The following is a 21,016-nucleotide window of genomic DNA, read 5'->3' as shown; positions in this document are numbered from 1 at the left end:
ACATTGTGATATGTTTCGATATAGGGTTATTTTCGTATGTGGCTTAGGAAACAAGGCATTTGATAAACACGTGTGTTCGAAAACAGTGCAGCTGGAAAAAATAAATGGTAGGAAGCAATCCTTTTTTCTTAATGAAGTAAAGTGACAGATTTATTGCTATTATATCTCTATAGAGATATAATATAGATGCAAATGAAGCAATTAATATATACGGAGGAGAGACAATGAATAAAGTAATTTTTTATCATGGGTCTGCGGAAATCGCGCAGAAACCAGTTTTGGAAAAAGGGAAAAGTTATAATGATTATGGCAAGGGATTTTATTGCACAAGATACATGGAGTTGGCAAAAGAATGGGCATGTACTGAAGGAACAGATGGTTATGTGAATGAATATGAGATTGATACAGATGACTTAAATATTTGTGATTTATCCGGTTCAGAATATACCGTTTTACACTGGCTTGCATTGCTGATGGAACATCGCAAAGTTGATTTAAGAACACCGATCATGGAAAAAGGTGCTGCATGGTTGAGAAAAAACTATTTAATCGATATTTCGGAATATGATATGATCATCGGGTATCGCGCAGACGATTCTTATTTTAGTTTTGTACGTTCTTTTTTAAGTAATGAGATTTCATTAAAACAACTAAACTATGCAATGGCACTAGGGGAGTTAGGCAAACAATATGTTTTGAAATCACAAAAAGCATTTCAACATCTTTGCTTCGTATCCTTTTATCCAGTAGATGAATCGATCTATTATGCAAAGCGAATGAAGCGCGATCAAGAAGCGCGGCTTGCATTTAGAAAAGTGATTTTGCAAGATGATATAGATGGTCTGTATATGAGAGATATGATCAAAGAGGAGGTACTGCCAAATGATCCACGCTTACGATGAAAGTTATGTGCACGATGCGATGTGTATTTTAGGAGAAGCTTTTGAATATGCACAAAATACATGTGATATTGCATTATCTGATTTTTATGCCATGCTTTTTGTTTCACATGTCGGCAAACAGTTTGAAAAGGGCAATCCTAAATATGTAGCAGGACGAACAGGAGCGGAATTGGTCTTAGAACTGCTTTCCGAATGCGGATTAGTGCATCATGAAAAAAAGCGGGAAGTGTTTTATGATTATGCAGAAGCATATTGGTGCGGCTGGATTTTAGCATATTATCAGTGGTATTCCGGTATGACTTTCAAGCAGTTGTCTTATTATATTACAGTAACAGATCTGATCAATTTATACAGTTCTCTGCATGAAGCGTCGGTTCATAAATTTACGGACGTCATGGAAAAACGCATCAGCCGCCAACCGCATCGATCAAAGTTACAGAAATATCGGTTGTTGCAGGGATACACGCAAAAAGAATTGGCAGAGCAGACAGGTGTTGCCCTTAGAATGATCCAGCAGTATGAGCAAGGGGCAAAGGATATAAAAAAAGCTTCAGCGATCACGGTTTACGCACTTGCCAATCGGCTGCATTGCTCTATGGAGGATTTATTAGAGTAACATTCTTATAAAAAAGAAGTGATTTGGAAGCAAACTGATCTTTTCTTTATTTATCACTTGACCATGACGTAACGTCATGGTTTATTCTTTATCCGTATACAGGAGGTACTGATATGAAAGGAATCATATTAGCAGGCGGCAGTGGAACCCGCTTATATCCACTAACCAAAGTAACAAGCAAACAGCTGCTGCCGATTTACGACAAACCGATGATTTATTATCCAATGAGCATTTTAATGAGCGCCGGCATCCGTGAGATCTTGATCATCTCTACTCCGGATGATACGCCGCGCTTTCGGGAATTACTAGGCGATGGACACCAGTTCGGCGTAGAACTGCAATATGTCGTTCAGCCTTCACCGGATGGCTTGGCACAGGCTTTCATCCTCGGCGCCGATTTTATCGGAAGCGACAGCTGCGCGATGATCTTAGGTGATAACATTTTCCATGGGCACGGACTTACCAAACGTCTGCGCGCAGCCGCATCTAAACAAAGCGGCGCAACGGTTTTCGGCTACTATGTAGAAGATCCGGAACGCTTCGGCGTCGTGGAATTCGATGAAAACGGCAAAGCGGTTTCCTTAGAGGAAAAACCGGTGAACCCGAAATCAAACTATGCGGTAACGGGCTTATATTTCTATGATAACAAAGTAGTGGAATATGCGAAAAACTTAAAGCCGAGCGCACGCGGTGAATTGGAGATCACCGATCTAAACCGCATCTATTTAGAAACCGGCGCTTTAGATGTAACACTGCTAGGTGATGGCTTTACTTGGTTAGACACCGGTACACATGAATCATTGGTAGATGCCACCAATTTTGTAAAGACGATCGAAGAGCATCAGCACCGCAAGATCGCCTGCTTAGAAGAAATTGCCTTTGACAACGGCTGGATCGATTTGAAGCAATTAGAAGAAACCTATGAGATCTATAAGAAAAACCAGTACGGCGCTTATCTGAAAAAGATCATGGATCGCAAATATGTCGATAAGGGAGTGAAAGCATGAAAGTAATCGAAACCAAGATTCCCGGTGTTTTGATCATTGAAACCGATGTGTTCGGGGATCACCGCGGTTATTTCTGCGAAACCTATTCAAAACCGAAATATGAAGCGCTGGGCATCTGTGTCGATTTCGTACAGGACAATATGTCTTTTTCAGCGCAGCAGGGAACCCTGCGCGGCTTACACTGGCAAAATCCGCCCTATGCACAATCCAAACTGGTATCTTGCAGTAAAGGCAAAGTCATCGATGTGGCAGTAGATATTCGCAAGAACAGTCCTACTTACGGCGAGTGGGTCAGCGTGGAGCTCAGTGCGGAAAATCATCGCCAGTTTTTCATACCGCAGGGCTTTGCACATGGCTTTTTGACTTTGACGCCGGATGTGGAATTCCGCTATAAAGTAGACAATGTCTATAACAAAGAATCAGAGGGCGGCATGCGCTACGATGATCCGAGTGTACAGGTGGACTGGGGTTCTTTGTTAAATGGAATAGAACCGGTCTTAAGTGAGAAAGATAAAAACGGACCTACTTTAGAAGAAGCAAACAATCAGTTTGTATGGGAAGGAGAATAGTGATATGAAATATTTAGTAACCGGAGGCGCCGGCTTTATCGGCGGCAACTTTGTACATTACATGGTAGAAAACTATCCCGATGATATGATCGTCAATCTGGATAAATTAACGTATGCGGGCAATTTAGAAACCTGCAAGCCGGTGGAAGGAAAGCCTAACTACCGTTTTGTGAAAGGTGATATTGCCGATCGCGCGTTTATCTTTGATCTGTTTGAAAAAGAACACTTTGACGTAGTCGTCAATTTTGCGGCGGAATCACATGTGGATCGCAGCATCGAAGACCCGGAAATTTTTGTCAAGACCAATGTGTTAGGAACAACGACACTGTTAGATGCCTGTGTAAAGTATGGCATCAAGCGCTATCATCAGGTATCGACAGATGAAGTATATGGCGATCTGCCTTTAGATCGTCCTGATCTGTTCTTTACCGAAACGACACCGCTTCATACTTCCAGCCCTTACAGTTCGGCAAAGGCAAGCGCTGATTTATTCGTATTGGCCTATCATCGCACATATGGGCTGCCGGTCACGATCTCTCGCTGCTCCAATAACTATGGACCTTATCATTTCCCGGAAAAGCTGATCCCGCTCATGATCTCAAGAGCGCTTGCTGATGAAAGCCTGCCGGTTTACGGTACCGGAGAAAATGTCCGCGACTGGCTGCATGTCTATGATCACTGTGTTGCCATTGATCTGATCATTCGCAAAGGCAAAGAAGGTGAGATCTACAATGTCGGCGGTCATAATGAAAGAACCAATCTGGAAGTCGTAAAGACGATCCTGCATGCGTTAAACAAACCGGAATCCCTGATCAAATATGTGGCGGACCGCAAAGGACATGATATGCGCTATGCCATTGATCCGACCAAATTAGAAACCGAACTGGGATGGAAACCGAAATATAACTTTGACACCGGTATTCAGCAGACGATCCAGTGGTATTTGGATAATCGGGAATGGTGGGAAAACATTTTAAGCGGGGAATATCAAAATTATTTTGATAAAATGTATAAAGAAAAAGGACGCGTTTAATATGAAGATCTTAGTAACCGGAGTAAAAGGACAGCTGGGATATGATGTCGTCAATGAGGCAGAGCAACGCGGTATCGAGGCAGTCGGTGTTGATATTGAAGAAATGGATATTACCGATGCGTCGCAAGTCGATCAAGTGATCAAAAGCGGTCATTATGATGCGGTGGTACACTGCGCTGCGTGGACGGCGGTAGACAAAGCTGAGGAAATGGTCGATGTCTGCCGTAAAGTCAATGCGGAAGGAACTGCCAATATCGCCAAAGTGTGTGCAGAGCTGGATATCCCGATGATGTATTTTTCAACAGATTATGTATTTGATGGAGAGGGAGTACGCCCTTGGGAAGAATACGATGAAAGACATCCGTTGAATGTATATGGACAGACCAAATATGAAGGGGAATTGGCAGTGGAAAAGCTGAAAAAATTCTTCATTGTCCGCATTGCTTGGGTATTTGGGAAAAACGGCAATAACTTTATCAAGACGATGCTGCGTCTGGGAAAAGAAAAAGGTGCCGTCAGTGTTGTCAATGATCAGATCGGTTCACCGACCTATACGTATGACTTAGCGCGGCTGGTCGTCGATATGATCCAAACCGATGCTTATGGAATCTATCATGCGACCAATGAAGGACTTTGCAGCTGGTATGAGTTCGCCTGTGAGATCTTCAAACAGGCTAAAATGGATGTTGCCGTAACACCGGTCGACAGCGACGCTTTCCCGGCAAAAGCAAAACGTCCGAAAAACAGCCGGATGAATCGCAGTGAACTGGATAAACATGGTTTTACCCGTTTGCCGAGCTGGCAGGACGCTTTATCCCGCTATCTGAAAGAAATTGCCGAATAGAATCGAATCAATATTAGGTGAAGGCATGAGAAAGGTGTGCTTCGCCTTTTTTGGTGAAGAAAGAGTAATCTAAACTTTCGAGTGGTTTTGAGAAAATGAACTCTAAACTTTCGAGTGGTTTAAGATGAGATAAAAGGTGGTATATTTAGTACAAGTAAGTACTAATGAACCACCTTTTTATGTGTCGAGAAGTACGATTCATTTATTTATTTGTTTTTATTATATTTGCCTCTTCTTTTGCCTTGAACTTTATTAGATTTTAATTGATTTGTAATTGAATAGAAAACCTTTGGATTTAAAGCAAAAATACATCTTTTTCTAAAACGGATAAAATTAGATACTCCTTTTGATACAGATAAATATGTTCTAATTTGCCCATTGATATTTTCACAGAGTGCATTGCTTAGTTTGTGCTCATCAAAAGGTCTTTTGAATGAATTAAGAATTTCTGGTTTCCAGTTTTCAAGTGTTTGAATAAAATCATGGAACTCTGATATTCCTGATTTTTTAAAAGCTTCTAAAATAGAATTGAACCATTCCTCACAATTTTCTTCCGTTGCATTTTTATTAAAGGTTAAATACATCTCTTTTAGGTGATATCCTAAAGCCAATGTTTCACTAATCTCAAGAATTAAATCAAGTAGCTGTCTTTTGTTTAGTTTCATTTTGAAGCGATTATTGTAGACTGGTTCATTATCGAGAAAAACATTCTTTTCAATTAAGTCTTTCCATGTTTTGAGTAAATAGTAACTATCACTGCCATATTCTACCTGATACATGATATTAAGACGTATACGGCGGAAACTAGTCATTAAATGTTCGACAACATGAAATGGATCAACAGCTACAATGCAGTTAGGGAAATACTTATTCGCTACTTCTTTATAAGGAAACCACATATCAATGGTTACATATTTTACGTTGTTCCGTTCTATTTGAGGAATCTTTTCAAAATAACGTTTTAATTCTGCTTTAGAACGAGATGGAAGTATTTCAAAAAGAGAACGTTTCTTATTATCCACCATCACACATAAATAAGCAGAATCTTTTCGTTTTGCCATTTTTGAATGAATCTCATCAATCCCTATAGATTCAGGTAGAGTGATTCTAGGAATGTTTACGAAGCTATCAAAATATCTTTGTACTTGGGTAGGAGAGATATGGTTCAGCTCAGCTACCATTTTATATGAATAATTCAAATTAGAAAGCTGCTTCATAATGTTTTCAAAAGAAAGATAAGAATTTCTAAAGTTAGAAAAAGTGAAAGGATTTTTCCCAGAGAAAGTACGCAAGCATTCGTTGCATTGATAACGATGGTTATAAAAGATAATTACCGCTTTTCTATCTGTTAGTTTAGGGTGATTGATTATTTTAGGTTTCGAATAGCCATTGGCATGAACGACACCATAACAAAAAGGACAAAATAAATCACCATCGTGGTTTAAGACGATATGAAACTCAGTTTTATCCTTACTAGTAACAACATTCATTTTTTTAATCTTTTTTCTATCAATATTAAATAAATCTGTGATAAAATCATTCATAGGTTAAATACCTCCTTCGTGTAATTTCTTCTCGACAAAGAAATCATATCACGAAGGTTTTTTATTCACCCACACAAAATGTTAGAGGTATCTGAAAAATACCACACATAAGTTTAGGGCGTACCCACACCCACACGGAAGTTTAGAGCGCCGAAGAAAGAAATGTTGTGATCGCTTCGAAAACAGGTGAAATGGATTTGAAAAAAAACATATTTTTCGGTAGTCAAAATGAACGATCATCGCTATAATAGCAGTATGAAACGATACTATTTCAGCGGTGAATTTGCGAAGCTGGCAAATGTTACCCAGCGTACCCTTCGCTATTATGACAAGATCGGCTTATTGAAGCCGTCTTTGATCATGGAAAACGGCTATCGCAAATACAGTGATGATGATTTGATCCAACTGCAAAAAATCGTTTTTTACAAGCAGCTGGGATTCTCTTTGGAAGAGATCTTTCCGATGATCTTGAATGAGGATCGTCATACGCTGAAAGAATCCTTTGAAACACAGATCGCTTTCATTGATCAGCGTCTGGCGCACTTAAAAGGGTTAAAGGATTCTTTGCGTACCGGGATTTCCTTATTGGAGAAGCAGGAACTGAATGCAGAACGAATCGCGGCGCTGATTCGACAGACGACGCAAGAAGAAAAAATCATCTCGCATTATAAAGATGCGACCAACCTCAATGTGCGCATTCACCTGCATGAGCGTTATTCGATCAGCCCGATCCACTGGTTTGACTGGCTTTATCAGCAGATCGATTTTTCCAAGGTAAATAAACTGCTGGAGCTGGGATGCGGGAATGGCAAACTGTGGGAGTATCATAAGATCAATGTGCGCAACCGGGAGTTTTTTCTGTCTGACATTTCCGAAGGCATGTTGGCACAGGCCAAGCAGATCGCCGGCGATGATTTCAGTTATCTTGTCATTGATGCCAAACAGATCCCTTTTAAGAATGCTTACTTTGATACGGTGATCGCCAATCATATGCTGTTTTATGTGAAGGATGTGCAGAGCTGCCTGCATGAAATCACGCGGGTCTTGGGAAAACAGGGCATTTTATATTGCAGTACGTATGGCAAAGCACATATGGCTGAATTAAGTGAACTGGCAAAGGCATTTGATGAGCGGATCTCATTATCTGATGAATGTTTATATGAACGCTTTGGCTTAGAAAACGGCCATGCGCTGTTAAAGGAGCATTTTGCACAGGTACAGTTCGTGCGTTATGAAGATAAGCTGGTCGTAGATCAGGCACAGCCGCTGGTCGATTATATTTTGAGTTGTCATGGCAACCAAAACGAGATCATCGGCAATCATGTGCCGCAGTTCAAACAGTTTATCGAAACACAGATACAAGAACAGGGTGCGCTTACCATCACCAAGGATGCCGGACTTTTTATCTGTTCCCATCCCCTTATAAAAGCATGAAGCAATGTTTCTTTTACAATCTGTCTTGGAAGCTATTGGGATAATGGCATGACTTATGATATAATCTAACTGGTGATTGGATGAAGAAAATACTGGAAAAAGTATATCAGGATCGGAAACAGGCTTTTTTTCAGGAATTGAGCGAAAGTTTGATTCATGGAGAGAAGCGTTTTATTGTAACTGCCAATCCGGAGATCATCATGGCTTCCTTGGATTCAGTGAGAATTGCCGCGATGTTATTAGATGAGCGAACAGAGATCATTGCCGACGGCATCGGCGTGGTAAAGGCCTGTCATCGCATCGGGAAACGATCGGTGGAAAAAATTGCGGGCGTAGATGTAGTTGCGCATTTATTGGAAGAGGCAAACCGCTGTCATAAAAAGCTCATGGTGCTTGGCTGTACGCAGGAGGTACTGGATCGCTTTGCAAGGCAGATCGAAAAGCACTATCCGCAGATCATCGTCACAAAACTGATTAACGGCTATGTTGCGGATAAGGAAGCGGCCCTGCTTGAGAACTGTAAGGAGCAGGCGGATATCGTATTGGCGGCATTAGGTGTTCCTGCGCAGGAACTTTTGCTTTATCAGTATTTGGATCAGTTTTCATCAGGCATCTTTATCGGGGTCGGCGGCAGTATTGACGTCTTGAGCGGTACAAAGCGGCGGGCGCCGGATTTCTTTGTCGATCATGGCATGGAATGGCTGTATCGCATCGGCAAGGAGCCGAAGCGCATGAAGCGTTTTTTGAAAAATAATATCCGTTTTGTAAGAGAAATAAAACGATTGAAGTAAGGAGGCGGCGCATGCGAAAGATCAAAGTAATGTGTGTGTTTGGGACAAGACCGGAAGCCATCAAGATGGCGCCGCTGGTAAAGGAATTAAAACGGCGTGAAGAGATCGACTGTACGCTTTGTGTAACGGCGCAGCATCGGGAAATGCTGGACCAGGTGCTGCACGCATTTGATCTCATTCCGGATCATGATCTGAACATTATGAAGCAGGGACAAAGTTTGGCAGATGTAACGACAAGGGCGCTTTTGGGATTACAGGAAGTGATGCGGCAAGAGCGTGTGGATATCGTGTTGGTGCATGGCGATACGACGACGACCTTTGCCGGTGCGCTTGCGGCTTTTTATGAACAGATCGCGGTTGGACATGTGGAAGCGGGACTGCGTACTTGGCATAAATATTCTCCTTATCCGGAAGAAATGAATCGGCAGATGGTCGGCGTGCTGGCAGATCTGCATTTTGCCCCAACCAAACAAAGCGCGCAAAATTTGTTAAGGGAAGGGAAACGTCCGGAAACGGTCGTGATTACCGGCAATACGGCAATTGACGCGATGGCGACAACGATAAAGAAAGATTATACCCATCCGCAGCTGGAATGGGCAAAAGGCAGCAGGATGATCCTTTTGACTGCGCATCGAAGAGAAAATCTGGGTGAACCGATGCGGCAGATCTTTCAGGGAATCAAACGGATCATCGAAGAATTTGACGATGTGAAGGTACTTTACCCGATTCATAAAAATCCTTTGGTCAGAGAGATTGCCAATGAGGTATTCGCGGGAATGGAGCGTGTACGGCTGATCGAACCGCTGGAGGTGCTGGATTTTCATAACTTCCAAAATCAAGCGACTTTGATCTTGACGGATAGCGGCGGCATTCAGGAGGAAGCGCCCTCATTAGGCAAGCCGGTGCTGGTACTGCGTGATACGACGGAACGCCCTGAAGGCATTGCGGCCGGTACGTTGAAACTGGTGGGCACAGAAGAAGAAACGATTTATCAGGAAACCAAAAAACTGCTGTGTGATGCACAGGCATATGCGGCCATGCACCATGCTTCTAATCCATATGGTGATGGGCATGCGAGCGAGCGAATCGCCGATGCGATCATTTCATGGTTTGATGATCGGCTGAAAACGGAAGAACCGTGCGAAACGTTGAAGCAGGAAAAGAAATAGCGATGGGAGGCTCTATGGTATTATTACTGTTTATCGTAAAAGAAGAAGATCGCGACAGTGTCAGCAGTGCATTAAGCGAGCATGGCTATCAGGCAACGATGATCGCTACGACCGGGGAGTTCTTGCAATATGGCAATACGACTTTTTTGCTTGGATGTGAGCCATCGCAGATCGATCAAATCGCGCAATGTATCCAAGCGCATACGACAGTGCGTTTTGTTGAACACGTGGAAGAAGCGAAAAAGGCGCTGTTGCATCGGGCGGCGATCTTTGTTTTGCCGATCGATCGTCATGTGGCACTGCCGCAGTGGAAGGAATCATGAAGAAGCGTGATCGCATTTTGATCGGCTGCCTACTTGTCTTGCTTTTGCTTGTCATTAGCATCATGTGGATGAGCCGGGAAAAACCGTTGGCTGAAAAAACAGATCGCATTGCGATACTCGGTTATCATCATTTGGCAGAAGACGGTGATAAATATCGTGAATATTTGTTTGATCCATGGACAGCAACGCTATCCTCATTTGAAAGACAGATGCGTTATCTGAAGGAGAACGGTTATCATACGATCTCCCTTGATGAACTTTATGAGTGGTATGAGGGGAAGCGGGAATTAGACAGCAAGGCAGTGGTCATCACTTTTGATGATAGTTATTATTCCACCTATGAACTGGCGAAACCGATCTTGGAAAAGTATGGCTTTGAAGCGAGCACCTTTGTGATCGGATACAGCATTCCATATGACTATGAAAAATGGGATCCGCCTTCTAAAGCACATATTCCATATGATTTACTGCAAGATGATCGCACGATGCGCTACTATTCGCACTTTTACCATCTGCACCGTAAGATCGAAGGCACGTATGCGGTCAATGTTTATAGTGAAAAAGAACTGATCGAAGATATCAAAGCAGCCAAAGAAGCGGTTTCTACTGATTATATGGCATATCCATACGGTAAATATAACGATGCGGTAAAAGCCGCACTGCGCAGGGAAAAGGTAAAACTGGCATTCAGTTATCATCAATACCATAAGATGAAACGCAGTGATGATGCTTATGAACTGCCGCGTTTCAGTATCAACGCCTATACGCCGATGTTTCTGTTTCGCTGGTATTTGAATCAATAAAGAAGCAAGGCAAAGAAAACGGTAAATATCATATGCAAATGAAGAAAGAAGCGTTTTTTGAAAAAGGAAAGACGCTTTTTTGTATCATTAGGCGATAAAACAGTTTCCATAGAAAAAGCCTACCTGTAAAGATGTTCCTCACATAAGATACAGTGGACAACAGATAAGTCCAAGGAGGAAAATCATATGACTTGTAGAAGTAATCGTTTTATCGCAGATGTCAGAGTGCGTGAAGTAGGCAACAATGGCAATACCAATCGCTGTGGCTGTGGTTGTGCGCGCCATACCTGCGGCTGCCGCAATCAGTGTGGATGCCGTCAGTGCGGATGTCGCCGTTCTAACTGTGGCTGTGCAAACCGCTGCTCTCATTGGCGGGTAAACGCAGTCGTTGAAAATCGCGGCGGCTTCGGTCCGTTTGGCGAAGAACAGGGATTTGACAATGTCTTTGCGGAAGAAGCAGCAGAAGATGGCCACTGCTGTGGAGAGGGCAGACTGTAATTTTGAAGCAGAGCTGCTAAAGCAAATTCAGATTGTTGAACAGCATCGCAAAACGGTGTATCGTTATTTGGAACAAAATCCGGATGACTGCTGTGCAAGACGCGCTTATCGCTATTATGAGCGTCTTGTCTGCTGTTTGATGAAGCAGTATGAGGAACGCTTTGATAAATTGGACGATTCCTTATGAAAGGAACGGATGCGATCGTCAAGCATGGCAAATGAAAAAGCAAAGGGCAGGAGAAGTCCTTTGCTTTTGTGCATCGTGCTGTTTTTTTGTTGATAAGCAGTGCTTGCATCTTGATAAGGACTTGGTTACAAAGAAGAACAAGAAGAAATAGAGGCGAAAGAGGAAAGGGAGCATGAAGGAAAAAAGTGATAGTGGAGAAAGGAAAGAGATGATGAAGATGATAAAGTAATAAGCAGGCAGTAAGCGTTATTGGGAAAACAGCAGCAATCAACAGAAATCATTTCAGTGAGCAGGAAAACTTGTAAAAATTGTTTTCCCTTCTTCTCCTGCTTATGGTAGAATACGATCATTGGAGAGTGAAGAAGATGAAACGATATGTCGTATGGGATTGGAACGGAACGCTGTTGAATGATGTGGAGCTGGGATTTCAGACAATCAATGTGCTGCTGCGGGAAGAAGGATTAGCACCTCTGGCAACACTAGCACAGTATCGCGCGGTATTTCAGTTTCCGGTCATCGCTTATTATGAAAAAGTCGGCTTTGACTTTGAGAAAAAGCCGTTTCCGATACTGGCACAACGCTATATGGAGGTATATCAGCCGGCTTCTCTGCATTGTTCTTTATATGCACAGGCAGAAACGGCATTGGCAAGTTTACATCATAAAGGGAAAGAACAAATCTTATTGTCAGCTTCACAGTTATCTTTTCTAAAGGAGCAGCTGGCACAGTATGATATCAGCGATTATTTTTCAGATATTTGGGGTTTATCGGATTATTATGCGCACAGCAAGGCAGAATTGGCAAAACGGATGATAGAAGAAAAAGGGCTGCGAAAAGAGGAAGTCGTGTTTATCGGCGACAGCGTACATGATTATGAAGTAGCTTGCAGCGTTGGGTGTACGTGTATCTTGGTGGCAGCCGGACATCAAAGCAGGGAAGCATTGTTAAAGTGTGATGCGGAAGTGGTGGAGGATCTGCTTGGTGCGATGGCTTTGATCGAACAGATGTAAAATGAAAGCGACCAGCAAGACAGAAAAGGGCAAAAAAACAGAGTGCAGCAGAATCCATGCAGATAGTAAGGAAATGATGAAATGAAACGGGGCGCTCGCATTAGGCAGAACGCCTTTTTTTCATGGCTGCCATAAAGAAGCTGCGCATAAATGCGGCGAATGAGCGGAAAAGAGCAGGAATTGCTTTCTCTGATGAAAAACGGTTTCCAGCAAGAGCGAAATAGTTTATAATAATCACGTTGAAAGAAAGGGATATGAGGCACATCGCTTCATACTAGGAAAGGCGTATGACACTAGATGCCAATCGATTATTGAAAGCTGCCAGCGTTGCCGGACGTATGCTTTTGGAAAGCGGTGCGGAGACGTATCGGGTCGAAGAGACGATCATTCGGATCTGCAATGCTTACGGGGTACAGCATGCCAGCAGTTTTGTCATGCCGACCGGGATCATGACTTCTTTCTTTTATGAGGATCGCAATTATGCAAGGGTAGAACGAGTCTATGAACGGGGAACGGACTTAAACAAGATCCACTTGATCAATGATTTATCACGGCGTATCGGTGATGAAAAGATTTCGGTTCGTGATCTGGAAGCGGAACTGACCTTGATAAAAAACGGGCAGCGATATTCGGAACTGCTGATTTGGCTGTTTTCCGGGCTGAGTGCATTTGGTTTTGCGTTTTTTTTCGGCGGTGGATTGGGTGAGGCGTTTTCCAGTTTCTTAGTGGGAATGGCGATCAAAACAGTCAGCTTGAAAATGGAGACGCTGCAGATCAACACTTTTTTTAATATTGTTGTTTCTTCGGTGGTAGCCGGATTTTTATCGGTGTTTACGGTGTGGATCGAAATCGGAAGCAACTTGGATATCATCATTATTTCCAGTATCATGCTGCTGGTGCCGGGCATTGCCATTACCAATGCGATCAGGGATACGGTTGCCGGTGATCTGGTGTCGGGACTTACACGGGCTTGTGAAGCATTTTTGGTTGCAGTGGCGATTGCGCTCGGTGTCGGGTTTGCGCTTAGTATGTGTATGAGCTGGATCGGAGGTGCTTTATGAGCGATCATCTTATCGTTGCGGCAATTTCTGCTTATTTGGCAACGTTGGGCTTTGCGATCTTATTCAATATCCGCGGGGCGAAACTGTGGGCAGCGGCGGCCGGCGGCAGCATTGGCGGTTTTGCATATGTGTTTTTGGTAAAACAGGGAATGGGGGCAGTGATGGCGCTGTTTCTTGCGGCGGTGCTGTTTTCGCTGTATTCGGAAATCTGTGCGCGCTATTATCGCACACCGGTTACGACATTTGTGATCTGTGCGCTGCTTCCGCTGGTGCCGGGCGGCGGTATGTATGAAACAATGGTGGAAGTATTGCAGGGAGATATCGATCAGGCGCTGAAGATCGGACTGGATACCTTATCGAAAGCCGGAGCCTTGGCACTTGGCATCGTGGTGGTATCTACTTTGACAAGATTGTATTTTGGGTTAAAGGAGAAACATCAAAGACGAATAAAAGCACATGAAAAGTGTTAAAAATAAATGAATAACGGAAATAAGGCAGATGGGTAAATGAGAAATGTGCCGGTGCATCAGTGGAAAGGAGCGATCGTATGTTGTTGAGCGCAGAACGATTAAAGAAATATCACAATGAGAAAAGGATTTTGGAAAACGCTTCTTTTGCGATCGAAGCACAGGATAAGATCGGTGTGATCGGTGTCAACGGCACAGGGAAATCGACACTGCTCAAGATCCTTGCCGATAAGGAGCATTATGACAGCGGCAGGATCATCATGAAAAATGGGATTCGCATTCATTATCTGCCGCAGACGCCGGTATTCGAAAAAGAAACGATCATGGAGGAAATGTATCATCGCAATCATATGCAGGAAAGCCCTGTTGAGTAATATGAAATTCGTTCAATTTTGACAAAGCTGGGCATCTTTGACTTTGAACAGCCGATCGCCGCTTTATCCGGCGGGCAGAAGAAACGGGTCGCTTTGGCATGTGCCCTGATCACAAGATGTGATTTACTGCTGTTAGATGAGCCGACGAATCATTTGGATCGTGATATGGTGGAATGGCTGGAGGGATATTTGCTAAAGAGCCATTGTGCGATCTTTATGGTAACGCATGACCGCTATTTTTTGGATCGTATCTGTACGCGGCTGATCGAACTGCATCAAGGGGAGCTGTACGTGCATGAAGGCAATTACAGCGACTATTTAGAAGCAAAGGAAAAACGGCTGGAGCTGTTAAAAGAGCAGGAGCATAAACGCCGTCAGTTATATCGCAAAGAATTGGAATGGGTAAGAGCAGGCGTGCAGGCGCGTACGACGAAAAGCAAAAGCCGGTTGCAGCGTTTTGAGGAGCTGCGCAAGAAGCGTTATGAGGAAATCGAAGAGCATATTCAGATCGATACGGTCGTGTCGCGTTTAGGAAAGAAAACGATCGAATTGGAGCAGGTGGGCTTTGGCTATGGCGAAAAAGAATTATTTCATGATGTAACATATCATTTGCTTAGACGTGATCGGGTTGGGATCATCGGGGCGAATGGATGCGGGAAATCGACGTTGTTGGATCTGATCGCAAAGGAAAAAACGGTGAAAAGCGGAATGATCATTTATGGGGAAACGGTACGAATCGGTTACTTTAAGCAACATGATGTGGAAATGGATGGGGAGATGCGGGTCATCGATTATATCAAGGAGAGCGGGGAGGTGGAAATGCATGATGGAAGCAGGCTGAATGCTTCACAGATCTTAGAGCAGTTTTTATTTGACCGCAATTTGCAATATGCAAAGATCGGCAGACTGTCCGGCGGTGAGCGCAGACGTCTTTATCTGTTGAAGATCTTGATACAGGCACCGAATATCTTATTGTTGGATGAACCGACGAATGATTTGGATATTCAGACTTTAAGTGTATTGGAGGATTATTTGGATGCATTTGAGGGGGCGGTGATCGCTGTCAGTCATGATCGTTATTTTTTAGATCGGGTTTGTGATAAAGTGTTTGTTTTTCAGGAAGATGGAACATTGAAGCAATATGCGGGCGGATACAGCGATTATCTGGCAAAGATGCAGGAAGGTGAGGAGGTTCAAAAGTGCACACGATCCGTTGCAAAAAGCTGGAAAGATGCGCAGGCGCCAAGATTCACCTCGGCGGAGAAAAAGGAATTTGCGGAAATTGATGATCGATTGGCAGAAGTGGAAGGGAAGATCGCGGCAGTGGATCAGCAGATGGAAACGGCGGGAGATGCGTTTGCCTTGCTTCATGAATTATCTGTCAAGCGTGAACAGCTGGAGCAGGAATTAGAGGCGTTGACGCAGCGCTGGATGTATTTACAGGAGAAAGCGCAGGAAATACAGGAATATCGAAACGGCAGACAGGAAAGCAATCGTGATGATTCGTAATAAAACTATGGAAATCGACAGGGAACTGTGGTAAACTTTTTTACGATAAAAGGAGAATAGAAAATGGCAGATAAAATTATTGTTTTGGATTTTGGAAGTCAGTATAATCAGTTGATTGCGCGACGGATCCGTGAGTTTGGCGTTTACAGTGAACTTCATCCTCACACTTTGACGATTGCGCAGATCGAAGCGTTAGGCGATGTGAAGGGAATCATATTCAGCGGGGGGCCGAACAGTGTGTATGATGAGGATTCTTTTCAGTGTGATCCGGCTATTTTTGAGAGCGGTATTCCGATCTTGGGTATTTGTTATGGCATGCAGATGACGCATTATATGAACGGGGGCAGCGTGAAGGCATGTGAGACGAAGGAATATGGCAGAACACAGATCGAGGTGAAGGGGGATTCTGCGCTGTTTAAGGGACTTCCTAAAATGCAGACGGTTTGGATGTCGCATGGGGATCAGGTGGATGTGCTGGCGGATGGATTTACGGTGGAAGCGTCGAGCGATACTTGCCCTTACGCGGCAACGGCTCATGCCGAGAAGCAGATTTATACGCTGCAATTCCATCCGGAAGTCAGAAATTCGGAATTCGGTCTGGATATTTTGCGCAATTTCGTATTTGAAATCTGCCATGCGAAAAATGACTGGTCGATGCATTCTTTTGTAGATATGCAGATTGAAAAGATCAGAGCAAAGGTTGGAAAGGATAAGGTGCTGTTGGGGTTATCCGGCGGGGTGGATTCGTCGGTAGTGGCGGCGCTTTTGCATAAGGCGATCGGGGATCAGCTGATCTGTATGTTTATTGATCATGGCTTGCTGAGAAAAGGGGAAGCAGAGGGCGTCATGGAGACGTTTGGCCGGGAGATGAATGTGCATTTGGTAAAGATCGATGCGAAAGAGCGGTTTTTGGCGAAGTTGAAGGGGGTCAGCGATCCTGAGCAGAAGCGTAAGATCATCGGGAATGAGTTTGTTTATACATTTGATGAGGAAGTGAAGAAGCTGACGCAGGGTGAGGATATTAAATGGCTTGCGCAGGGGACGCTTTATACGGATGTGATCGAGTCGGGGACGAAGACGGCGCAGACGATCAAGTCGCATCATAATGTGGGGGGATTGCCTGCGGATATGCAGTTTCAGTTGATCGAGCCGTTGAATACGCTGTTTAAGGATGAGGTGCGTGCGCTGGGTACGGAGTTGGGGTTGCCTGATGAGATGGTATGGCGGCAGCCGTTCCCGGGGCCGGGGCTTGGAATTCGTATTCTGGGGGAAATTACGGAGGAAAAGTTGGAGATCGTTCGGGAGTCGGATTTTATCTTGCGGGAGGAAATTGCGAAGGCGGGGCTGGATCGTGAGATTTGGCAGTATTTTACGGCTTTGACGAATATGCAGAGTGTTGGGGTAATGGGGGATCAGCGGACGTATGATTATGCGGTGGCGATCAGAGCGGTGACTTCGATTGATGGGATGACCGGGGATTGGGCGAAGATTCCGTATGAGGTGCTGGATGTGATTTCGGTGCGGATCGTGAATGAGGTGAAGCATGTGAATCGGGTGCTGTATGATGTGACGAGCAAACCGCCGGCGACGATTGAGTGGGAATAAATTGAAAAAGTCTGAAAACCCAGTAATAATGCGGGTTTGCAGGATTTCAAAACCCTCGTTGATAAGATTTTGATAAGATTGCACTTGAACCCCTTTATCGGATGTATCAAGTGGTTTGTGGGTAAAGAGTAATTTCTGAAGGCTCACAAAAACTCCATATTAACATTAAACCCCGTACTGACGGAATAAAGTCAGTACGGGGTTTTTGTCGTTTGCAGGGTTATTTCAGTTTATCCTTAAAGGCTTCTACAAAGGCATCGCTGAGTTCCTGTGACGGAACTTTCGCCCAATGCTGCGTGGTATCTTTTTCGGGATAAGTATAGCGCCACTCATCGTATTGCTCTTTGGAAATCTCGCCGTTTCTGTATTTTTCAGCCTGTTCTGCCCAAGCAATAAGCATTTGGAAAACAGAGCGGTCAACATTCGGCTTGTTTCCGTCAAAGACGATATGTACTTCGTTTTCATTCTTCTCCACTCTTACGCCGTGCAAATCCTCCACGGTAAAAAGAGTATGTATAAAGCCGAGATCACTGTCAATATCGGGAATTCTGAGTGCCAAAGGCGAAACCTCAAGTACGCCTGCAAGAGCCTTTACCAAATCCTCTTTCGGCGTTCTTGATCCTGATTCATACTGTGCCATACGAATGTCAGCAGTTTTTTGCGGAAAGCCCACAGCCTGACCGAGCCACTTTTGGGTCATACCCCTTAAATTTCTAAAGAAACGGATTCTTTCACCGATTGCCATTGCGCTTCCTCCTAACGATCTATTGATAATATACATTATACAGATACGCTTAGCATATGTCAAGACTACAAAAACAAAAAAGTTTAATATTTTCTCGTAACCACTTGACTTTACGGAATTTGCTTAGTATAATAATGATACAGACTTAAACTAATAGCGTTAAGTCTGTGAAAACTGAATAACCGTCGTACACCACGGTAATGGCGTACCCGCCCGGGCAAATCGGAAGGCGGTCAGAAAGCATTCCGACACGAAATAAGGATGACTATTTTTAAAGGAGTTGATTTTATGACAGATAAGACTTTTATGCGAGCAGATGAAGTTGCAGAGGAACTTGATGTTTCAAAGGCTTACGCCTACAAGATTATCCGACAGCTCAACGATGAACTGAGAGCAAAGGGATTTATTACAGTTGCAGGGCGTGTCAGCCGACAGTATTTTAGTGAAAGAATTTACGGAGCAGAAAGGAGAGATGATTAATGCCCGTTTACAAGAATAAAGACAACGGCACTTGGTATGTGATGACGCAGTATACCGACTGGAAAGGCGAACGCAAACCAAAGTGCAAGCGTGGCTTTGCCACAAAACGAGAGGCGCAGGATTGGGAACAGAAATTTCAGCAGCAAAGCTCAGGAGATTTGGATATGCCCTTTTCTGCCTTCGTTGAAATTTATTGCAGAGAACAGCAGCCACGATTAAAGGAAAGCACTTGGCAGACCAAAGAGAACATTATTCAGCAGAAAATTCTGCCGTACTTTAAAGACCGCAAAATTAACGAGATTACCACCAAAGATGTGAGAGCGTGGCAAAATGAAATGCTGGCTTACCGCAACGAGGAAAACAAGCCCTACTCATCATCTTATCTTAAGACTTTGCACAATCAGCTTTCAGCCATCTTTAACTATGCAGTCAGATTTTATGACTTGCGCAGCAATCCCGCCTCAAAAGCAGGCAATATGGGCAGTGAGGAACGAAAGGAAATGCTGTTTTGGACGAAGGAAGAGTATCAAAAGTTTTCCGAGGTGATGATGGATAAGCCGCTTTCCTATTACGCATTTCAAATGCTTTATTGGACAGGTATCCGTGAGGGTGAGTTGCTTGCTCTTACCCCTGCCGATTTTGACTTTGAAAAAGGAACGGTAAAAATCAGCAAGACTTATCAGCGTTTGAAAGGTCAGGATGTAATCACCTCACCGAAAACAAAGAAAAGCAACCGTACCGTGCAAATGCCTGATTTTCTTTGTACCGAAATGCAGGAATTTTTCAGTATGCAGTACGGGCTGAAAAAGAAAGACCGTGTTTTTACCGTTACCAAAAGCTATCTGCACCACGAGATGGACAGGGGTGCAAAAGAAGCCGGGGTAAAGCGTATTCGTATCCACGATCTTCGCCACCCGTATGTCAAGCACACGACAAAAAAATATAATTCTGAAAAGCAGAAAACCCAAACTACCAATCTTAGTGCTGATAGTCTGGGTTTTCTGTTTTTGCTTTTTATTCTACGACTTTGCCCGTAGTATAGGTGGGATTATCTCCATCATTTCCTTCAAAGACTACTTCTGTTGTAGCACCGCATTCTTCACAACGGAGATATAGTTTTTTCACCATTCCATCTTCATCCGAATCATCACCATCAATGCTTAATTTCTTACTTTGGCAAACTGAGCAATGGTATTGAGAAAGTGGATCGAAAACTTTCTGAAGGATGTTTTCATAAACGCCAACAAGAGAAATACAAAGCGTAACACAGGTTGAGGCTTCGTAGTATGTAGCACTACGCGAATGTGTAATCTTATTGGCGTAATCCCAGGTGGATTCTGTTAGTTTCTTAATAATACTTCTGTAATCTGCGTTTTCCGATCCTTTCAAATAGAACTGAATAAATAGTTCACATTTTCGCTTGAAATTCGATGCTTGGGGCTGCTCCCCATCACCAGCCATTGCAGGGGCATAAATGTGGTTGCCGAGCTCAATCAATGTTTCTCTGCACTGAACACCTATCGCTTGAAAATCTTCAATCTCCTTAGCGGTATCAATTAGCGCAGCGACACTTTTGAGCTTTCGGAAAAGTTGAGGAGCAATTTCTGCATCGAGCGTCACACCATTTACAAAATCCTCTGGACTATATTCACCCTGGGCTGCGCTCATTCTCTGCATTAAGCCCATGTGGAAAGAATACACTTCATCTGCTCCAAAATAATATGCACTTTGGGGATAGAGATTCATCGGAATCCCGTCGCCCTCCACTACCCACCAATCTCCATCAGTATCGGTTTTGACATTCCAGACGCGCACATCAACACCCAAATCATCGAAGTGTTGCTCTGTTTTTGCGCTCAATACTGTGCATTTCCCTTGAGATTGCCATTCTACATAGCTTTTCACATCTTCAAATGTTCGATTTCCCATTTTTGTTCCCCCTGGTACAGCTTTCATAGTAAATAGAATTTAACTATATTGTACCACTTGTCGTTTGACTATAAAAGCGCCAAAGAGCAGAAAACCCAAGCCACTAAGATGGATTT

Annotated in this window: 23 protein-coding genes and 1 pseudogene; 21 read left to right on the top strand and 3 right to left on the bottom strand. The window is 43.6% G+C overall.

Translation table 11 applies throughout. The annotated features are described in order from the left end of the window. Positions 1–224: 224 nt before the first annotated feature. The 6 genes from C1712_RS05935 (at position 225) to rfbD (ending at position 4,971) form a co-directional block, all read left to right on the top strand. Positions 225–902, top strand: coding sequence for a DUF3990 domain-containing protein (locus C1712_RS05935; RefSeq protein WP_102267661.1), 678 nt, complete (start codon positions 225–227; stop codon positions 900–902). Further along, positions 883–1,518, top strand: coding sequence for a helix-turn-helix domain-containing protein (locus C1712_RS05930; RefSeq protein WP_102267660.1), 636 nt, complete (start codon positions 883–885; stop codon positions 1,516–1,518). The genes C1712_RS05935 and C1712_RS05930 overlap by 20 nt, the downstream gene beginning before the upstream one ends. A gap of 113 nt (positions 1,519–1,631) precedes the next feature. Next, positions 1,632–2,525: a glucose-1-phosphate thymidylyltransferase RfbA gene (gene rfbA, locus C1712_RS05925; RefSeq protein WP_102267658.1), complete on the top strand. Its 894-nt coding sequence runs from the start codon at positions 1,632–1,634 to the stop codon at positions 2,523–2,525. Next, on the top strand, positions 2,522–3,094 hold the full coding sequence (gene rfbC, locus C1712_RS05920; protein ID WP_102267656.1) for a dTDP-4-dehydrorhamnose 3,5-epimerase: 573 nt from the start codon (positions 2,522–2,524) through the stop codon (positions 3,092–3,094). Before rfbA ends, rfbC begins: the two co-directional genes overlap by 4 nt. A gap of 4 nt (positions 3,095–3,098) precedes the next feature. Next, the gene (gene rfbB / locus C1712_RS05915) at positions 3,099–4,127 is read left to right on the top strand and encodes a dTDP-glucose 4,6-dehydratase (RefSeq protein WP_102267655.1); all 1,029 of its coding nucleotides are present in this window, start codon (positions 3,099–3,101) and stop codon (positions 4,125–4,127) included. A 1-nt stretch (position 4,128) separates the two neighbouring features. Beyond that, positions 4,129–4,971, top strand: coding sequence for a dTDP-4-dehydrorhamnose reductase (gene rfbD / locus C1712_RS05910; protein WP_102267653.1), 843 nt, complete (start codon positions 4,129–4,131; stop codon positions 4,969–4,971). A gap of 206 nt (positions 4,972–5,177) precedes the next feature. Here the strand turns inward: rfbD and C1712_RS05905 are convergent, their stop codons facing one another. Continuing rightward, positions 5,178–6,515, bottom strand: a complete 1,338-nt coding sequence (locus tag C1712_RS05905) for an ISL3 family transposase (protein ID WP_102265770.1) — start codon at positions 6,513–6,515, stop codon at positions 5,178–5,180. Between the two features lie 255 nt (positions 6,516–6,770). On the opposite strand from C1712_RS05905, the gene C1712_RS05900 reads away from it, so the two are divergent. The 13 genes and pseudogenes from C1712_RS05900 to guaA all read left to right on the top strand — a co-directional run bounded on the left by C1712_RS05900 (position 6,771) and on the right by guaA (position 17,746). After that, the gene (locus C1712_RS05900; protein ID WP_102269779.1) at positions 6,771–7,949 is read left to right on the top strand and encodes a MerR family transcriptional regulator; all 1,179 of its coding nucleotides are present in this window, start codon (positions 6,771–6,773) and stop codon (positions 7,947–7,949) included. A gap of 80 nt (positions 7,950–8,029) precedes the next feature. Continuing rightward, positions 8,030–8,740, top strand: a complete 711-nt coding sequence (locus C1712_RS05895; protein WP_102267651.1) for a WecB/TagA/CpsF family glycosyltransferase — start codon at positions 8,030–8,032, stop codon at positions 8,738–8,740. 11 nt (positions 8,741–8,751) lie between these two features. After that, entirely contained in the window at positions 8,752–9,909 is a 1,158-nt protein-coding gene (gene wecB, locus C1712_RS05890; RefSeq protein WP_102267649.1) for a non-hydrolyzing UDP-N-acetylglucosamine 2-epimerase, read from the top strand. 14 nt (positions 9,910–9,923) lie between these two features. Then, positions 9,924–10,232, top strand: a complete 309-nt coding sequence (locus C1712_RS05885; protein WP_178200085.1) for a cyclic-di-AMP receptor — start codon at positions 9,924–9,926, stop codon at positions 10,230–10,232. Beyond that, complete coding sequence (locus C1712_RS05880) at positions 10,229–11,035, top strand: polysaccharide deacetylase family protein (RefSeq protein ID WP_102267645.1); 807 nt, start codon at positions 10,229–10,231, stop codon at positions 11,033–11,035. Before C1712_RS05885 ends, C1712_RS05880 begins: the two co-directional genes overlap by 4 nt. Before the next feature lie 186 nt (positions 11,036–11,221). Further along, positions 11,222–11,533, top strand: coding sequence for a hypothetical protein (locus tag C1712_RS05875; protein ID WP_102267643.1), 312 nt, complete (start codon positions 11,222–11,224; stop codon positions 11,531–11,533). Next, on the top strand, positions 11,514–11,720 hold the full coding sequence (locus C1712_RS05870) for a hypothetical protein (protein WP_102267641.1): 207 nt from the start codon (positions 11,514–11,516) through the stop codon (positions 11,718–11,720). Before C1712_RS05875 ends, C1712_RS05870 begins: the two co-directional genes overlap by 20 nt. 365 nt (positions 11,721–12,085) lie before the next feature. Continuing rightward, on the top strand, positions 12,086–12,730 hold the full coding sequence (locus tag C1712_RS05865) for an HAD family hydrolase (protein ID WP_245858074.1): 645 nt from the start codon (positions 12,086–12,088) through the stop codon (positions 12,728–12,730). Between the two features lie 287 nt (positions 12,731–13,017). Beyond that, positions 13,018–13,791, top strand: coding sequence for a threonine/serine exporter family protein (locus C1712_RS05860; RefSeq protein WP_102267637.1), 774 nt, complete (start codon positions 13,018–13,020; stop codon positions 13,789–13,791). After that, positions 13,788–14,261, top strand: a complete 474-nt coding sequence (locus tag C1712_RS05855; protein WP_102267635.1) for a threonine/serine exporter family protein — start codon at positions 13,788–13,790, stop codon at positions 14,259–14,261. Before C1712_RS05860 ends, C1712_RS05855 begins: the two co-directional genes overlap by 4 nt. Before the next feature lie 77 nt (positions 14,262–14,338). Then, positions 14,339–14,770, top strand: a pseudogene (locus tag C1712_RS13150) (ATP-binding cassette domain-containing protein); the annotation flags it as partial. Positions 14,771–14,797: 27 nt separating this feature from the next. Next, a complete protein-coding gene (locus tag C1712_RS05850) occupies positions 14,798–16,141 on the top strand; it encodes an ABC-F family ATP-binding cassette domain-containing protein (protein ID WP_342744964.1) in 1,344 nt (447 codons plus the stop codon). Positions 16,142–16,204: 63 nt separating this feature from the next. Continuing rightward, positions 16,205–17,746: a glutamine-hydrolyzing GMP synthase gene (gene guaA, locus C1712_RS05845; RefSeq protein ID WP_102267633.1), complete on the top strand. Its 1,542-nt coding sequence runs from the start codon at positions 16,205–16,207 to the stop codon at positions 17,744–17,746. A 220-nt stretch (positions 17,747–17,966) separates the two neighbouring features. Here guaA and C1712_RS05840 read toward each other — a convergent pair whose 3' ends face one another. Further along, positions 17,967–18,491, bottom strand: a complete 525-nt coding sequence (locus C1712_RS05840) for a helix-turn-helix domain-containing protein (protein ID WP_102267631.1) — start codon at positions 18,489–18,491, stop codon at positions 17,967–17,969. Positions 18,492–18,779: 288 nt separating this feature from the next. Here C1712_RS05840 and C1712_RS05835 point away from each other — a divergent pair, with 288 nt between their 5' ends. Beyond that, positions 18,780–18,971, top strand: a complete 192-nt coding sequence (locus C1712_RS05835) for a helix-turn-helix domain-containing protein (RefSeq protein WP_102267628.1) — start codon at positions 18,780–18,782, stop codon at positions 18,969–18,971. Beyond that, positions 18,971–20,008: a site-specific integrase gene (locus tag C1712_RS05830; protein ID WP_102267626.1), complete on the top strand. Its 1,038-nt coding sequence runs from the start codon at positions 18,971–18,973 to the stop codon at positions 20,006–20,008. Before C1712_RS05835 ends, C1712_RS05830 begins: the two co-directional genes overlap by 1 nt. Here the strand turns inward: C1712_RS05830 and C1712_RS05825 are convergent. Beyond that, positions 19,986–20,900 carry a hypothetical protein gene (locus tag C1712_RS05825; RefSeq protein ID WP_102267624.1) on the bottom strand — a complete coding sequence of 305 codons (915 nt, stop codon included), beginning with the start codon at positions 20,898–20,900 and terminating at the stop codon, positions 19,986–19,988. The two genes, C1712_RS05830 and C1712_RS05825, sit on opposite strands and share 23 nt — an antisense overlap. Positions 20,901–21,016 lie beyond the last annotated feature (116 nt).

It is taken from the genome of Massilicoli timonensis (assembly GCF_900199515.1).
Classification (GTDB): domain Bacteria; phylum Bacillota_I; class Bacilli_A; order Erysipelotrichales; family Erysipelotrichaceae; genus Massilicoli; species Massilicoli timonensis.
This window is presented reverse-complemented; position numbering and strand designations above follow the sequence as displayed.

What these genes read in the sequence shown, in the direction of transcription:
- C1712_RS05895 (WP_102267651.1), top strand. Translation starts at nt 8,030, where the DNA reads ATGAAGAAAATACTGGAAAAAGTATATCAGGATCGGAAACAGGCTTTT.
- wecB (WP_102267649.1), top strand. Translation starts at nt 8,752, where the DNA reads ATGCGAAAGATCAAAGTAATGTGTGTGTTTGGGACAAGACCGGAAGCC.
- rfbA (WP_102267658.1), top strand. Translation starts at nt 1,632, where the DNA reads ATGAAAGGAATCATATTAGCAGGCGGCAGTGGAACCCGCTTATATCCA.
- rfbD (WP_102267653.1), top strand. Translation starts at nt 4,129, where the DNA reads ATGAAGATCTTAGTAACCGGAGTAAAAGGACAGCTGGGATATGATGTC.
- C1712_RS05865 (WP_245858074.1), top strand. Translation starts at nt 12,086, where the DNA reads ATGAAACGATATGTCGTATGGGATTGGAACGGAACGCTGTTGAATGAT.
- C1712_RS05840 (WP_102267631.1), bottom strand. Translation starts at nt 18,491, where the DNA reads ATGGCAATCGGTGAAAGAATCCGTTTCTTTAGAAATTTAAGGGGTATG.
- guaA (WP_102267633.1), top strand. Translation starts at nt 16,205, where the DNA reads ATGGCAGATAAAATTATTGTTTTGGATTTTGGAAGTCAGTATAATCAG.
- C1712_RS05855 (WP_102267635.1), top strand. Translation starts at nt 13,788, where the DNA reads ATGAGCGATCATCTTATCGTTGCGGCAATTTCTGCTTATTTGGCAACG.
- rfbC (WP_102267656.1), top strand. Translation starts at nt 2,522, where the DNA reads ATGAAAGTAATCGAAACCAAGATTCCCGGTGTTTTGATCATTGAAACC.
- C1712_RS05930 (WP_102267660.1), top strand. Translation starts at nt 883, where the DNA reads ATGATCCACGCTTACGATGAAAGTTATGTGCACGATGCGATGTGTATT.
- rfbB (WP_102267655.1), top strand. Translation starts at nt 3,099, where the DNA reads ATGAAATATTTAGTAACCGGAGGCGCCGGCTTTATCGGCGGCAACTTT.
- C1712_RS05880 (WP_102267645.1), top strand. Translation starts at nt 10,229, where the DNA reads ATGAAGAAGCGTGATCGCATTTTGATCGGCTGCCTACTTGTCTTGCTT.
- C1712_RS05900 (WP_102269779.1), top strand. Translation starts at nt 6,771, where the DNA reads ATGAAACGATACTATTTCAGCGGTGAATTTGCGAAGCTGGCAAATGTT.
- C1712_RS05860 (WP_102267637.1), top strand. Translation starts at nt 13,018, where the DNA reads ATGACACTAGATGCCAATCGATTATTGAAAGCTGCCAGCGTTGCCGGA.
- C1712_RS05825 (WP_102267624.1), bottom strand. Translation starts at nt 20,900, where the DNA reads ATGGGAAATCGAACATTTGAAGATGTGAAAAGCTATGTAGAATGGCAA.
- C1712_RS05885 (WP_178200085.1), top strand. Translation starts at nt 9,924, where the DNA reads ATGGTATTATTACTGTTTATCGTAAAAGAAGAAGATCGCGACAGTGTC.
- C1712_RS05935 (WP_102267661.1), top strand. Translation starts at nt 225, where the DNA reads ATGAATAAAGTAATTTTTTATCATGGGTCTGCGGAAATCGCGCAGAAA.
- C1712_RS05905 (WP_102265770.1), bottom strand. Translation starts at nt 6,515, where the DNA reads ATGAATGATTTTATCACAGATTTATTTAATATTGATAGAAAAAAGATT.
- C1712_RS05835 (WP_102267628.1), top strand. Translation starts at nt 18,780, where the DNA reads ATGACAGATAAGACTTTTATGCGAGCAGATGAAGTTGCAGAGGAACTT.
- C1712_RS05875 (WP_102267643.1), top strand. Translation starts at nt 11,222, where the DNA reads ATGACTTGTAGAAGTAATCGTTTTATCGCAGATGTCAGAGTGCGTGAA.
- C1712_RS05830 (WP_102267626.1), top strand. Translation starts at nt 18,971, where the DNA reads ATGCCCGTTTACAAGAATAAAGACAACGGCACTTGGTATGTGATGACG.
- C1712_RS05850 (WP_342744964.1), top strand. Translation starts at nt 14,798, where the DNA reads ATGGTGGAATGGCTGGAGGGATATTTGCTAAAGAGCCATTGTGCGATC.